Raw genomic sequence first — 14329 nt, 5'->3', positions numbered from 1 at the left:
CAACCTGAGCTTCAGCGAATGGGCTATGGTCTTCGGTGATGCAAAGATGACCACCGCCTTGCTCGACCGCCTTACTCACCGCTGTCACATCCTTGAAACCGGAAACGACAGCTTTCGCTTCAAGGCAAGCTCAGCCGTTGCAGCCCGCAAAAAGAAGGAGACAAACACGCCCTTGACCCCAGCATGAACCAAAATCCATAATCAGAGGTGGCTCACTTCTCGGTGAAAAAACCGGCTCCGGTCTGGGTGAAAATCAACACCGAACCGTTGGAGCCTTGGTGAACATTGCGCTGGCCACGGGCAACCTTGGCCGGGAGGGCGGCGGGTGCTGCCGCTTGGGCGGGCACCAGGAGGGGTATTACCGCCCCTCGGATGCCCATGTCGGCCGTCCCGCGCCCTATATCGACCAACTGATTATCGCGGGCCGGGGCAAGGTCCACCACATCTGGGCGAACGACCACTACAAGACAACGCTCAACGCCGGCGCCTTCAAGCGCGAGTATAATCGCCGCACCAACATGGTGAAGGAAGCCATGGATGCCCTTGTCGGCGCAAGTCGCGCCGAACTGGTCGATGCCATTGTGGCCGCGATCGATGCCGGGGGCTTGTTCAGCGTCGATGTCGACATCATCCACAGCCAGATCGGCCAACAGGCCCATGTCATCTTGCCGGCGGTTGAATCGGGCGAGATGAACCTGACGTCGATGAACGGCGAGCGGCGCCTGCGGCTAGTCGAGAAATACATGGACGGGCCGGGCCAGGCCATGCCCGACTGCCTGATTGCCGCGCGCATAGCCAACCATCTGGAGCGTGTGCTGACCGAGGGAGGCCGCACCGAGTATGCCGCCCAGTTCACGGGCTTCGATTGGGCGTCCGAGGAAGACGCCTTCATGGACGGCTATCATCAGGGCAATCCCGACGTGACCTATGAGCGCCTGCGGGTCATGGGCAACAACGGTGTGCAAGAGCCGGTCACGGGGTTTGAGGATGGAAAACTGCTTGGCACGCCCCGCCTCTACACCGATGGAAGGTTCACGCGGCACGGTCGTGAAGATGGAAGGGCGCTGTTCTGTCTGGGTGCGTGGCGCGGCCTTCAGGCACCGGGAAAGGCGCAGCAACAGGCAAACTACCGTTTCCTGGTTAATAATGGCCGCTCGAACGTCAACTGGCAGAACTGGTTCCTCGATCAGGACAACGATTTCGTTGCCGACCGCTTCCCGTTCCCATTTCTCCAGATCAATCCGGCGGATGCCGCCGAGCTTAGCCTCGAAAATGGCGACATGGCCGAGGTTTACAACGATGTCGGCGCTACCCAGGCGATGGTTTATATCGAACCGACCGCGCGTCCGAACGAGACCTTCATGGTGTTCGGCGCACCGGCAGGCACGCAGGGAAACGTCGTCAACTCGGGCACGAACGAACTGATCTTGCCCAACTACAAGCAAACCTGGGGCGATATTCGCAAGATCGCGACGGCAAGCCCCTCAACCAGGAAGCTGAGCTTCAAGTCGTGGGAAGTTGCACTTTGACATGCGCGCCCGCAACCCGGACGGAAGGTTACGGGCGCATCTTCGATCTGACGACCTGACACAAGGGGCAGCTGAATGAAGCTTGCCTACATCATGTCCCCCACGCGGGGAGAAACCGATCCGCTTCTCGCGCGGATCGCCAACCAGCTTGCCGGTGTCGGCGTCCGCATCTGCGAGACCGTGCGGAAGAATACACCACGCCCTGACAGTCCTGCTCGCGACATGGACCTGGTGGTTCTTCTGGACGGCCCTGTTCTCCGGATATCGCAGCACCGAGGACCTGGGGCGCACGGGTGTCGATTTGATGCGGGTTCGCTCGAGATGGCGGTAGAGGCGGTCGGGCGCAGGCTCGATCTCGGGGCCGATCTGATGAACATCAACAAATTCGGCAAGCAAGAGGCCGAAGGTCGTGGATTTCGCACGCTGATCGCGCGCGCGATCGATCTTGGCGTGCCGGTTCTGGTCGGGCTGAATTCCCTCAACAAGGAGGCGTTCGATCGCTTCGCCGACGGGATTGCGACCGCAGTGCCGGCGGATTGCAATGTCATCCCTGATTGGGCGAATTTGTTCGCCAACTGCGACGACCAACCCCACAAGCAGTTCGAACTGCATTCCTAATCTTGAAGGATCGCACCGCGATCACGGGGCCCGTGATCTCTAGCACGCAACAATGCTGCTCCGCCCACGAATGACTGCTTTAGGGAAGCTGCGTCGAAGCATCGCTTCTCGGTCAAAAGGCCGGTTAGGGCCGATCGCGTTAACTCGTTGCCTCAAATACGATCGGTGACTGTTCGTGCCACGGCAACGCGGCGCTCTCGGTGAGCTGCAGAACCGTAACGGCCGTAACTTCCCGACCAAACACTAGCCGTTTCAACACTTCAGGCGCCAGATAAGCTAATCGAAGCTGTCGGCTGACATGGCGTTTGGCAAGTCCAACGGCCTCGGCCAGTTCCTGAATGGTGGCGAACTCACCGGCATCCATCCGCCGCCACCAACCCCATGCCCGTCCGATGGCGCGCAGGATATGCGGATCTTGGGCCTGATCCGCGCTGGGGCGGTATCCTGAGGTTGGCGTGATCGTTTTGCATTTGATTCTCTGAGAGGCTAGCTCGTCAACTGGATTTAAAAACCACTCGGATACTCAGCTTTGCCCGATGCGTCACAGATGATACCATTCCGTCATGCACCTCTTCGGCTCCTCCTCCTCCGCCTGTCGCTGCAAGGCGCGTTCTAAGCGCTCTGGCGAACAATGCCGCAAAGCTGCGATGCGGGGTAAGGCGGTATGCCTAGCCCACGGAGGGGCCTCTACAGGGCCGAGAACAGCCGCAGGCAGGGCAAGGTGCGCTGAGGCGAGAACCGTGCATGGCTGGGAGACGCGCGCGCTGCGTGAGGTTCGCGCCGAGAAGCTCCGAGAGTTGCGAGAATTGGAGCACTACATCAAGGGTATTGGCCATACCCCCTGACACCAGTTCCCAACGCATCAAAGTGCCCGGCGTTCGTCTCGGATAGTATACATGCGCCTGCCTGGTACCTTGGGCTTTCAGGGGGGGTACCCCCCAGTGGGGTTGGCAAAGTCCGGATTTTTTTGATGGGGGGGGCTACGCGGGTGACGATAAACCACAGTGTAAGCCGACCCTCGTATCTGTTTGCTGGCTCTTGTTTATGGCGAAGTGCCTCTTAGGTCACCGCCAAGCAACATTCGAACGCGGCAACGAACGCGGCAACGCCCAGACACCACAAACGACGAAGCCTCCCGCGAGGGAGGCATATGTGTTTGTTTTTGCTTACAAAAAGTCTGGTTGCGGGGGCAGGATACGTTGAAGAACCTACAATTCAGGTTGCCGCGTAGCGCGCTAACGCACACCCCACAGCGCAACCCGGCAGGTCAGGTTAATGCCTCGACGCCGACAATCTCAAGGTCAAAGCGCGAGGTTTTCGGCGGTCAACGCCATCCGGTGAACGGTTGCTTTTATTTGCCTTCCAATGAGTTCGCCGGAATGGATGGGTCCGCTTCCCGCCCATTGCGTCATCTTGCTCCGTGGCGCGAGCTGCGCCGAGATTCGCCCAGACCCGCACGACTACGCCGCCTTCTAGTGTATCTGTTCGCACCGACAGCAGACCAATCCGCTTCAACTGCAGGGCAGTTTTTCTTCCCCAACATGCTAAAAGCAAAACACGTTTTGAATCCGCTTCAATTTGAATGAAGGGCGGATGGAAAGCGGCGAGGGGCGTTCCGAGACCGATTTCGACCGAAACGCCAGTCTCTGAAATTCGGACGGCGTTGCTAATCACCTGCGAACAAGAAAATAAGGGTCTTATCGTGTGCATGGTCTCAGGTTTGCGATATGCAAAGGACGGAGGGAATACCTCAGGCACCCAACTCGCTCTCAGTATAGACGCGTGGTCGTTGTTAGTTCCGAGTGAGAACGCGACCAAAGCCATCCAAGCCCTTGCGGATATGTGAAGCAAAAATCGTGCTAAACCGGTTCCACCAGTAGCGCACCGTTTCATGACTGATCTCGACCCCTCGTTCGTCCAACAGGTCGTCGATGTTGTGGAGTGACAGCGGGAATCGAATGTACAACGTCACCATCACGCGGATGATTTCGGGGCTCGTTTTGAAAAAGTGTAAAGGGAAACGATTGGTCATCCCGAAAGACTCTCGAAGCGCCATAACCGCCTAAAACAAAGTTCCGCTGACAACGCCCGCACAGCGGTTCGCCCTGACAGCCAAAGTACTGCGCGAGCGGGTCACCGTGCACGGACGCGGTTTTCTCCTCCTGATAGGTGCATTTGTGATGGGCCAAAACGTCGCCGACTTTTGGGCTGAACCGGTGCAGAGGGTTGCTCTTGTTCCGGACACCATCGAACCCAATCACTCTTACTCGGGCGAACGACGTTGTGATCGAGCGCAACTGCGGTCACAAAGGCATTTCAGGGCCAGATGGGCCGAAAACCGTCATTTTTTGCACATAGGAGGGCGTGCCACATGGGGTTTGAGACGATCCTTGGGATTGATGTCGGAACCACCTCGGTAAAGGGGATAGTCCTTGGTGTTGACGGCTCAAAACATGTGGCCTTTGGCGCGACCTATCCGACATCGAGACCGGCCATGTCGCGGGTCGAACAAAACCCGCAGGATTGGTTAGCCCGAATCGACGCAGCCTTAGCCGATTTCACTGCAAGGGGTTCACTAGCTGGGGTGCAGGCCATCGGCCTGACAAGTCAGGTCAATACCCATGTGTTTTTGGATGTCGAGGCCCGCCCGTTAATCCCCGCGATCACTTGGGCCGACACCCGCGCCGCCGCCGAAGCGGCAGAGTTGGATGCACGCCTAACCGTAGCTCAGAAGATTGCTTGGTGGGGCGCGCCGATGCCCATTGATGCCAGCCATGCGTTGGCTCGGATGCTTTGGGTCTCACGACATCAGCCTGAGATTTGGGAGCGTACCCGCTGGGTTGTGCTGCCGAAGGATTACTGTTTGCACCACCTAACCGGCACCATGGCGACGGATCCACAGTCCAACATCGGCTTGACCAATCGCGCGGGCTATATCGCTGAGGTGTTGGCCCTTGTTCCAGGGGCGGCGGAACGGATGGCGCCCTTGGCGGCACCGCAGGCTGTGATGGGACAAGGCAGGACAGGCGGGCCGCTTGCGGGCCTGCCGGTGGTGACGGGGACGATGGACGGTTGGTGCGCGCTTTATGGCGCGGGCGGTAGTGCCGAAGGTGCGGGCGTTCATGTCAGCGGTACAAGTGAAGTTCTGGGCATCGCCAGCGCCACTGTGCATCCCACGCCGGGCGTGATCGTGTTTGACGAACTTGCAGGTCTGCGCCTGCATGCTGGGCCAACACAGGCGGGCGGAGCTGCCTTGGCGTGGTTCTGTAGTTGGGCAGGGATCAGCGCAGAAGCGGCGAGCGATCTCGTGAGCGCGAATCCCCGCACGCCGCTGACACCGCTGTTCCTACCGCATTTACAGGGCGAGCGTGCTCCGCTTTGGGACCCCTCCCTGCGCGGCGTGATTCTGGGGATGGATTCGGCCAGCAGCCTTCCCGACCTTGCCCGCGCAGTGATGGAAGGGGTGGCCTTTTCGGCGCGTCATGTGATTGGCGCGCTGGAGTCCTCGTCTGGGCATCGTCCTGCCATGCTGACCTGCGGTGGCGGAGGCTTTCGGTCCGACATCTGGCTGCAGATTAAAGCGGATGTGCTGGGCCGCCCGTTGGCGCGGCTTTCGGTCAACGAACCGGGTCTTATCGGGGCAGCGGCTCTTGCAGCTTTGGGCGCTGGCCTTGTCCACGATCTCCGTTCGGCCCAACAGTCCCTTGCCCGGTTTGAGCCGCCAGTGGCGCCCGATCCTGCAAAGCGAACGCTTTATGACGATCTATTTGGGATCTACACGGACGCCATCACTGCGAATGCAGCCCTGAATGCGAGGTTGCTGACCCTTGCCTCACGCCAATCAAATGAGGCCAGAAACGGCAGTTGATTCCGGACACGCGATAAAGTCATATCGAGAAATCTCGCCACGATTGGCTATCAATAAAACATCCAGGGGAGGATGACGAATGAAACGGACGATACTAGGCTCGGTCGCAGCGCTTGCGTTGTCGGCAGGGGCGCTTTGGGCGGAAACCGTGGCGGTGATCACGCCCTATCTCGCCCAACCGGGAACGCAGGCTTACGTCGAGGGCTTTCAGGCTCAGGCAGCCAAATCAGGCTGGACAGTAAATGTGGTCGATACAGTAGGCGATGTTGCGGCCGTAATTGCTCGGATTGAAGATGCGGTGACCCAGAAGGTTGACGCGATCGTAGTTAACGTTGATCCCGCGCAGGTCGCGGCGGGGCTACAGGTCGCCAAAGATGCCGGCATTCCGGTGATTGGTATGGATGCGGGCAGCGATCCGTTGCTCGTCACCAACGTCACCTCGAACGGCTATGCAATGGCCGCTGAAACCTCTGTCTATGTTGCGAACCGTATCGGTGGTAAGGGCAATGTCGTCATGTTCGTGTTTGACGCCTTTCCGCCCGTGCAGGTGCGCGGCGCGATCGCGGATGCGGTCTTTGCCAACCATCCCGACATCAAGGTGCTGGATCGCGTGACCCCGGATGTGCAGGATGGCGGCATCGCCGACAGCCGCGCCAAGATGGAGGCAATCCTTGCCGCAAACCCGGAGCCTGGTTCGATCTCGGCAGTCTGGGCAGCTTGGGACCAACCCGCTCTGGGCGCTTTGCAGGCCATCGAGGCTGCAGGCCGTCAAGGTGAAGGCATCGTGATCACCGGGATCGACGCCAACCCACAAGCGCGTGAAGCCATCGCTGCCGGCGGCAACTTTGAAGCGTCCGTTGCGCAGGATTTTGCTGGGATTGGTGCCGCCGCTGCTGATGCTGCAGGTCGCGCCATGAAGGGCGAGACGATCAAGGAACCAGTCATCTATGTCTCGACCGTGATGGTGACCGCCGTCAACGCGGCGCAATAACACCCCGAATTCGGCGCGCGCCTTGCTGAGCGGCAGGGCGCGCGCCGTTTTGTTTCAAACAGCTTTAGGGGCCAGGATGCAGACCCTTTGCTTTCAGGGCCTGACAAAGGCCTATGGCGGTGTTCCGGCGCTGTCTGATGTGACGCTGTCGCTGTCCTCGGGTCGCGTTCATGCCCTGATGGGGGAAAACGGGGCCGGGAAAAGTACGTTGATCAAGCTGATTGCCGGGGTTGTGCCCGCAGACCGGCTGACGGTTCTGCGAGATGGCGTAGGAGTGCCACTGCGAAATGCGGCGGAGGCAACAAATGCTGGTTTTCGCTTCATCCATCAGGAATTGAACATCGTTCCGCAACTGTCTGTGGCGGAAAATGTGCTGCTGGGTCATCCCGCCCCCCTTCGGTTTGGTGCGTTTATCGACTGGCGGAGCCTTCAGGATAAAGCGGCATCCGCGCTGTCTTTTCTGGGTGCGGACCATATCGACGTGCGCCTGCAGGCGGGGTCTTTGGCCACAGGGGATCGCATGCTAACCCGCATCGCCTCAGCGCTGGTCGCGGACGCGGGCTCGCCAGAGCCTTGCCTCTATGTTTTCGACGAACCCACCGCCGCGCTGACGGCATCAGAATCGACCAAGCTTTTTGACGTCATCGCCCGGCTAAAGGAGCGGGGAGCTGGGGTGCTCTATGTCTCGCACCGGATGAACGAGGTTCTCCAAATCTGCGACGATGTCACCGTGTTGCGAGATGGGCGGCATGTGCTGACAACCGAGATTGCAAAGACCAATCGCGAGAAAATCATTGCGGCCATGACTGGCAAGCCGGTGTCTGACGCGATCCCCTGTCGCACCACCGCTGTAGGTAAAGGCGTGGCGTGCCGCATCAGGGCTCTGGCAACCCGTGACCTAACCGGTCTCGACCTTTCGCTGGCTGAAGGCGAAATTTTGGGAGTGGCTGGGCTGGATGAGGCGGGGCAAACGGCGTTTTTGCGCCTGATCCTTGGCCAAGGCCGCGCCCAACAAGGCGTTCTTGAGGTGTTTGGAGGGCCTGCGCCGAAAAGCCCAGGACAAGCTTGGGCGCAGGGCATCGCCTATGTCCCACGCGAACGCCGCAGTCAGGGGCTGATGTTGGGCATGGGCGTCCGGCCCAACGCACTTTTCCCGCATCTGGGCGATTACGGCTTGTTGGCCCGTAAACGTGCCGAAGTGGCTCGGACCCAGACACTTGCAGATCAGGTTCGTCTACGGTTTCAAGGAACAGAGCAGCCAGTGGGCCAACTGAGTGGTGGCAACCAGCAAAAGGTACTTTTTGCCCGCGCCATTGCCAAAAACCCAAAGCTCTTGCTGCTTGAGGAACCGACACGCGGCGTCGATGTCGGCGCGCGCGCGGAAATCCACGGCCTGATCCGTACACTTAGCAATTCGGGCACCGCAGTCATCCTTGCCTCGTCTGATTTAGTTGAGCTTTTGGGCCTGTCCGACCGCATCCTTATCCTGCAAAGCGGACGTCAGGTGGCCATTCTTGACCGACAGGCCATGACGCCTGCCGATCTGCTATCGCGCATCTACGCAGCGGAGGTTGCATGAAGAGCCGGACCCTTTCCACCGCTCTGCGTCAGTGGGGCACGTTCTTCGGCCTTCTGGCGATAACTCTCTTTTTCGCCTGGCGTCTGCCTGAGACGTTTCCGACAGCTCAGAACTTTCTGAACATCTCGCAGCAGATTTCCATGCTGGCGGTGGCCGCATTCACAATGACCATCGTGATGGTGATGAACGATTTCGATCTCAGTGTTGGGTCAACCGCCAGCCTCGCCGGGATCGTCGCGGCGGTGCTTTTCGCGGCTGGCCAACCTGTCTGGGTCGGTGTCTGTGCGGCACTTGCCGTGGGATTGCTGGGTGGCGTCTTAAACGGTTTTCTGGTCGCCTATATCGGCATTTTGCCCTTTATCGCCACGCTGGGAACGCTGACGATGTTTTCAGGCGCGGCCTTCATGATCAGCGATGGCAAGACGATCTTTGGCCGCGACATCCCAGCAGAGTTTGCCGGTTTTGCACGCTTTGGCATCCCACTTGATGCAATTGGGCTAGAGGGGGCAAAGCTGCCACTGATGACGCTTGCAGCGGTGATCGTCCTGCTGGTTGTCTGGCTGTTGCTAGAGCAGACGACCTTTGGCCGCAGGCTTTATGCCATTGGAGGCAACCGCGTGGCGGCTGAACTTGCTGGCATCAATACCCGTCGCCTGCGACTGATGGCCTTCGGCTTGACCGGTCTAGGGGCCGCGGTGGCCGGGTTGATGTATGCCAGCCGTGTCGCCTCAGCGAATCCTACCCAAGGGGCGGGCCTAATGCTTGATGCCATCGCGGCGGTGTTCCTGGGCATGACCATGGGGCGTGAGGGTGAGCCACGCGTCTTGGCAACCCTCGTCGGTGTGCTGATCCTCGGGACACTCGACAATGGGCTGACACAGATGAACGTGGACAGTTACGTTCGCGAGATTCTAATCGGGGCCATCGTGGTGTCTGCAGTGGCCATATCGGCCTTCGGCCAGCGCCGGACCTGACCGGCGGCCAAGGCCTTTTCGCCGAATGCCAGACCGTGGTCGTAGAGTTGCTGCAAGACTCATGCGAACCAGTCTCTGTTTCCCCAGTCCAGCTGGTGCTGTAAGACAAATGCGAACCAGTCTCCTTTTACCCAGCCCAACTCGGGCATTAGGTCGCAAGAAGGCCGCGCCACTCGGCTAGAGCGGCGGCGCGTGACTTTTTGAAGTGAACGCGGTTTTGGAGGTGACGCTCCGTCGGAAAGTGGTTGTGGATCGAGGCATGGACTGACGCGAATTTCTGCAAGGTTCGCATACTTTGAAACCGCAACATGGCACGCTCACGTCGTCGGAGTGGCAACCCGGTATTCGAAGACTAAGCCAACAGTTCCCTCATTCTTTTGGACGGCTGTTTGCTGCGCTGCAGTTTGACGACCCTGCACCCAACAGGTTCTCTGACCATTGAGCAGATATCTGCGGATGCTCAATGCGGCCAGTCCGCCCTTGGATCAGAGACAAAACGTGGGGTGGCGTGAGGGGCAGTTCGCTGACATCGCGGCCAATTGCGCGCGCGACAGCGCAAGCGACGGTTGCGCCGACGTTCAGGATTGGCACTTCGCCCGCGCCTTTGGTGCCTAGGGGCCCGATGGAAGGGGCACCTTCGTAAAGGTCGATCTCCACAGGCACGACATCCCCCGCCAAAGGCACGAGGTAGTGTTCGAAACCCGGCTGTTCCAATGCGCCATCCGGGCCGACAGTGATCTTTTCGTGCAGCGCGTAGCCCAGCCCCTGAACGACACCGCCCTGTATCTGGCTGTGGATCGCGCGCGGGTTCAGCGCAAGGCCAACATCCTGCACCACCTTGTAGCTCAGCACCTCGACATGGCCGGTATCGGGATCGACGGCCACCTCGCAGTCGTGGACGGCAAAGACCGGGATATCGATGGCATCGATGAAATGGCCCGCCGCGCAGCCCGGCATTGCGGGAACGCCCGGTGCGGTGAAGTTGCCATTACCAGACACAGGGCCCAAAAGCGCCTCGGCCCGCGCGATAGCGGTGGTGATCGCCATGCCAGTGCCGGGGTGGCCCGCGATTTCAATGCGGCCTTTGGTCAGGATCAGGTCTTCGGGCTGCGCTTGCAACATCTCCGCCGCGACATCCAGAATCTGGTCCCGCACCCGCTCCGCCGCCATCTTGCTGGCCGCGCCAATGGATACTGTGGCCCGCCCGCCGCCGACGCCCAGATCACGGCCAGCAGCATCGGTATCCGCGGCTTTCACGATCACCTCATCCGGTGACAGGCCAAGGGTCGCGGCGACGATCTGGGGAAGCGATTGAACCATCGTGCCCGATCCGATCTCGACCCCCGATGTCACGAGCGTGGCACTGCCATCGGCGTTCAGATTGACCGTCGCCGAAGACGGCCCGACGAAGACAAACCATGTCCCGACCGTCGTCGCGCGCCCGTAAAGACGGCCTTGCGCCTTTTTGTGTTGATCTGGCGTCCGGGCGATCAACGCATCCATCCGGTCCAGCATTGGTCGCAGCACATCGCCCTGAAACACCTGTCCCGTCGCGCCAATGTCGCCATCCCCGAGCACCGCGAGGCGGCGCAATTCGAGCGGGTGCATCCCGATCGCCTTAGCGATGTTGTCGGTATGCCGTTCAAGGAAGAACGTGTTGTAAACGCCGTTGCAGGCCCGGAAGGCCCCATTGGGCGGCGTGTTGGTATAGACTGCACGGCTGTTCAACCGGACCGACCCCAGCTTGTAATTTCCGCCCAGCGTATGGGCGGTCATGGTGGTCAGAAAGACCTGCTCGCCACCATAGGCCCCGCAATCCATCAGCACCGTCGCCTCGCGCCCGACGATCTCGCCTGCTGCCGTTACGGCAGAGCGGATGCGCACTTCGGCATTCTCGCGACAGAGGCAGGTCAGGTTTTCCTCCTCGCGCGAATGCACGAGCGAGACGGTACGCCCGGTCTTTTGCGCCAAAACTGCGGCGATGGGTTCGATGGTGCAATCAAATTTCAGGCCAAACCCACCCCCTACCGCCGGCACCGTCACCCGCACGCGCGAAGGCAGCACGCCAAGCGCCTTGGCGGTCACGGCGCGCACCGTCCACGGCACTTGGGTTGAGGTGTGGATGTGGTAGCGGCCATCCTCATAGCTTGCCACTGCACAGCGGGGTTCGAACGGCAGTTGGTTTTGACGTCCGACCTGAAAGCAGTCTTCGACGATGGTAACATCTGGCCGAGCAAAGGCCGCGTCAGTATCGCCACGGATCACCCGCGCCTCCCACGCGACATTGCCACCCCGGATGCCGCCTTCGCGCAGAAGTTCGTAGGCTTTCCAATCGGGGTGTATGATGGGGGCGTCAGGGGAAAGCGCTTCGGCCATCGTCATCACGGCGGGCAGGGGTTCGGTTTCCACGATCACTGCCGCTGCTGCCGCGCGGGCAATATCCAGCGTATCCGCCGCAATCGCGGCCAAAGGTTCGCCTTTGAAGCGGATGCGGCTTCCGTTCAGCAGCGGGTGATCCGCGATCCCGATGCCAAAGAGACCCGGCGCATCACCGGCCTGCGCGATGGCCCGTACACCTTTCATCGCAAGCGCAGGGGAAAAATCCATCCGCAAAACTCGGGCTGAGGCCACGGTGGAGCGCACGATGGCCGCATGCAGCACCTCTGCGCCAAGGTCAGAGGTGTAGCGCGTCCGCCCCGTCAGCTTGTCCAGCGCATCGCGGCGCGGCAGGTTCATCACGACAGAGCGGGAATCTGTGGGCCGGTTCACGCCGCACCCTCCGCATGAATCGACAGGACAGCGTCGATGATCCGCTCGTATCCCGTGCAGCGGCAGATGTTGCCCACGAGCGAAGCCTTAATCTGATCACGGTCGGGGTTGGGTTCGCGGTCTAGAAAGTCGGTTAAGGTCATCACCATCCCCGGAAAGCACATCCCGCATTGCACGACGTCATGGTCGATGAGGGCCTGTTGCACGCGGTTCAACGTGCCGGGCGGCGCCAAGCCTTCGACTGTGACGATGCTGCATCCGTACAACAGGCCGATGGGGCGCAGGCAAGACGGCACGGCCTCGCCATCGATGTGGACGGTGCAGGCCCCGCAAAACCCTTCGCGGCAGACGGCCTTTGCGCCGGTGAGGCGCTGTCGGTCGCGCAAGACATCCAGCAGCGGGGTGCGCGGGTCGATCTCCAGCGTGACGGTCTCGCCGTTCAGGGTAAGTTCGATGGGCATGTCACACCTCGGCTTGTATCTTGGTTAAGGCGCGGCGCAGCAGCACCGGAAGCACAGATAGGCGATACCATCCCGGCGCATCGACGGCGTCGCGCGCGGCAAAGTCGGCGGTCATTTCTTGCGCCGCCGCTTCGGCAAGGGCGGGATCGAAGATCGTTCCGATCAGCCGCGCTTCCAGCGATGACCAGCGGCGGGCGGTTGCTTCGACTGCGCCAACGGCGATGCGAATGTCCTTGATCTGCCCGCCGGAAAGCTCAGCTGAGACGCTGACGATGGCGCAAGGATAGTCCCCTGCCTTGCGCATCGGCAGGCGCGCATGGGCCGCGCGGCGCTGGGATCGGGCAATCTCGACCCGCACGATCAGGCCCGCGGATGCAGACCTGTCGCGCGCCGCCAAAAACGCCGCCACGGGCAGCGATTGCAGGCCATACCCCGTTGCCGAGACCACCGTCGCATCGGCGGCCATCAGCGCGGGCACAAGGTCAGACGCCGCAAATCCCGCCGTCCCTAGATTGCCGCCCAACGTTGCGATCCGGCGGACACCGGGGTTCGCCGAAGTGCCTGCTGCCGTTACGAGCCCGGCCAAATCGGGCTGCCCCGCCAAGGCCCTTGCCAGTGCGTCATGTGTGACCATCGCCCCAAGGATCGCCTGCTCTGAACCGACGTTCAGCTCTGCAAGATCGGTCAACCCACGCAGGGACATCAGCCGTTCGGGCACCGCCTCGTGGCGCAGCGGGGCGCGCGAAATCCAAGTCGCGCCGGCAATCGGAACCGCGCCCCCCGCCATCGCCGCCACAGCATCAGCCAGCGTTTGCGGGGTGATGATTTCGTCATAACTCGTCTGAGCCATTGTCGCGTCGCCCCCGAAATGAACATCACATACCGTATGGCATCAAATGCGGCTGTCTAGTCCCTCTGCGCACAACGGCTTGATCGCAGACGCTCAAATGGTCTTTGTGCAGCGGCCAGCATAATTTAGCCTATCTTTTAGCATAAATCGCTCTGGTGCAGATGGATCCCAGCGCACAGGGCTTTAGGGCGAACAGTTTTCCCCATCCATGACAGAGCAAAGTTCAGCGTTCACCTTGAGCTACTCCCCAACTCTTGGACAGCTTTCCGGGTTGTTTAAGCTACTGCCTGCACCTGCTGATCGGTTTCAATGCGGTTAAAGTAGACCACGGCGGGCGGTTGGCCGCCATGGGCAGTGTGAGGGCGTTGGTGGTTGTAGAAGGTGATCCAGCGCCCGATGCCGACCCGTGCCTGCGATCCGGTTTCCCAGGCGTGCAGATAGACGCATTCATACTTCAGGGACCGCCACAGGCGCTCGATGAAGATGTTGTCGATGCAGCGCCCTTTGCCGTCCATAGAGATCCGGGTGCCAACCCGTTTCAGCCTGTCAGTCCAGACGAAGGACGTGAACTGGCTGCCCTGATCCGTGTTCATGATCTCGGGCGGGCCGAACTTATGGATCGCCTCGTTCAAAGCCTCCACGCAGAAGTCGGCTTCCAGCGTGTTGGATATCCGCCAGGCCAGCACCTTG

The 14329-nt window shown here is 60.5% G+C and carries 13 protein-coding genes and 2 pseudogenes; 8 read left to right on the top strand and 7 right to left on the bottom strand.

Going from position 1 to position 14329, the window contains the following annotated elements; translation table 11 throughout:
* The 3 genes from AC72UB_RS13075 to AC72UB_RS13065 form a co-directional block, all read left to right on the top strand.
* Window positions 1–187, top strand: a 187-nt coding sequence (locus AC72UB_RS13075; RefSeq protein WP_505190176.1) for an ATP-binding protein, incomplete at its 5' end; no start/stop codon positions are given.
* 10 nt (window positions 188–197) lie between these two features.
* Window positions 198–1529, top strand: a complete 1332-nt coding sequence (locus AC72UB_RS13070) for an arsenate reductase (azurin) large subunit (RefSeq protein ID WP_505190177.1) — start codon at window positions 198–200, stop codon at window positions 1527–1529.
* Window positions 1530–1604: 75 nt separating this feature from the next.
* Entirely contained in the window at window positions 1605–2147 is a 543-nt protein-coding gene (locus AC72UB_RS13065; RefSeq protein WP_505190175.1) for a DUF2478 domain-containing protein, read from the top strand.
* A 139-nt stretch (window positions 2148–2286) separates the two neighbouring features.
* Here the strand turns inward: AC72UB_RS13065 and AC72UB_RS13060 are convergent, their stop codons facing one another.
* Complete coding sequence (locus AC72UB_RS13060; RefSeq protein WP_505190174.1) at window positions 2287–2511, bottom strand: hypothetical protein; 225 nt, start codon at window positions 2509–2511, stop codon at window positions 2287–2289.
* Between the two features lie 199 nt (window positions 2512–2710).
* Here AC72UB_RS13060 and AC72UB_RS13055 point away from each other — a divergent pair, with 199 nt between their 5' ends.
* Entirely contained in the window at window positions 2711–2992 is a 282-nt protein-coding gene (locus AC72UB_RS13055) for an HGGxSTG domain-containing protein (RefSeq protein ID WP_505190173.1), read from the top strand.
* Window positions 2993–3978: 986 nt separating this feature from the next.
* On the opposite strand, the pseudogene AC72UB_RS13050 reads toward AC72UB_RS13055, so the two are convergent.
* Window positions 3979–4179, bottom strand: a pseudogene (locus tag AC72UB_RS13050) (IS6 family transposase); the annotation flags it as partial.
* Window positions 4180–4518: 339 nt separating this feature from the next.
* Here AC72UB_RS13050 and AC72UB_RS13045 point away from each other — a divergent pair.
* From AC72UB_RS13045 to AC72UB_RS13030, 4 genes are all read left to right on the top strand, one after another.
* On the top strand, window positions 4519–6015 hold the full coding sequence (locus AC72UB_RS13045) for a xylulokinase (RefSeq protein ID WP_505190172.1): 1497 nt from the start codon (window positions 4519–4521) through the stop codon (window positions 6013–6015).
* Between the two features lie 79 nt (window positions 6016–6094).
* Window positions 6095–7006: a substrate-binding domain-containing protein gene (locus AC72UB_RS13040; RefSeq protein WP_505190171.1), complete on the top strand. Its 912-nt coding sequence runs from the start codon at window positions 6095–6097 to the stop codon at window positions 7004–7006.
* 76 nt (window positions 7007–7082) lie between these two features.
* On the top strand, window positions 7083–8585 hold the full coding sequence (locus tag AC72UB_RS13035) for a sugar ABC transporter ATP-binding protein (RefSeq protein ID WP_505190170.1): 1503 nt from the start codon (window positions 7083–7085) through the stop codon (window positions 8583–8585).
* On the top strand, window positions 8582–9559 hold the full coding sequence (locus AC72UB_RS13030) for an ABC transporter permease (RefSeq protein ID WP_505190169.1): 978 nt from the start codon (window positions 8582–8584) through the stop codon (window positions 9557–9559). Before AC72UB_RS13035 ends, AC72UB_RS13030 begins: the two co-directional genes overlap by 4 nt.
* Before the next feature lie 148 nt (window positions 9560–9707).
* Here AC72UB_RS13030 and AC72UB_RS13025 read toward each other — a convergent pair.
* The 5 genes and pseudogenes from AC72UB_RS13025 to AC72UB_RS13005 form a co-directional block, all read right to left on the bottom strand.
* Window positions 9708–9911 (bottom strand): annotated as a pseudogene (locus AC72UB_RS13025) (IS6 family transposase); the annotation flags it as partial.
* A gap of 17 nt (window positions 9912–9928) precedes the next feature.
* A complete protein-coding gene (locus AC72UB_RS13020) occupies window positions 9929–12328 on the bottom strand; it encodes a xanthine dehydrogenase family protein molybdopterin-binding subunit (RefSeq protein WP_505190168.1) in 2400 nt (799 codons plus the stop codon).
* Entirely contained in the window at window positions 12325–12789 is a 465-nt protein-coding gene (locus AC72UB_RS13015) for a (2Fe-2S)-binding protein (protein WP_505190167.1), read from the bottom strand. Before AC72UB_RS13015 ends, AC72UB_RS13020 begins: the two co-directional genes overlap by 4 nt.
* A 1-nt stretch (window position 12790) precedes the next feature.
* Window positions 12791–13639 (bottom strand): FAD binding domain-containing protein, encoded by an 849-nt coding sequence (locus AC72UB_RS13010; RefSeq protein ID WP_505190166.1) that lies wholly within the window; start codon window positions 13637–13639, stop codon window positions 12791–12793.
* A gap of 275 nt (window positions 13640–13914) precedes the next feature.
* Window positions 13915–14329: transposase (locus AC72UB_RS13005; RefSeq protein ID WP_505190165.1), on the bottom strand; the 415-nt coding region annotated here is incomplete at its 5' end.

Origin of the sequence: Allotabrizicola aquatica (SeqCode) (assembly GCF_965194375.1) — a bacterium.
Classification (GTDB): Bacteria; Pseudomonadota; Alphaproteobacteria; order Rhodobacterales; family Rhodobacteraceae; genus Tabrizicola_A; species Tabrizicola_A aquatica.
This window is presented reverse-complemented; position numbering and strand designations above follow the sequence as displayed.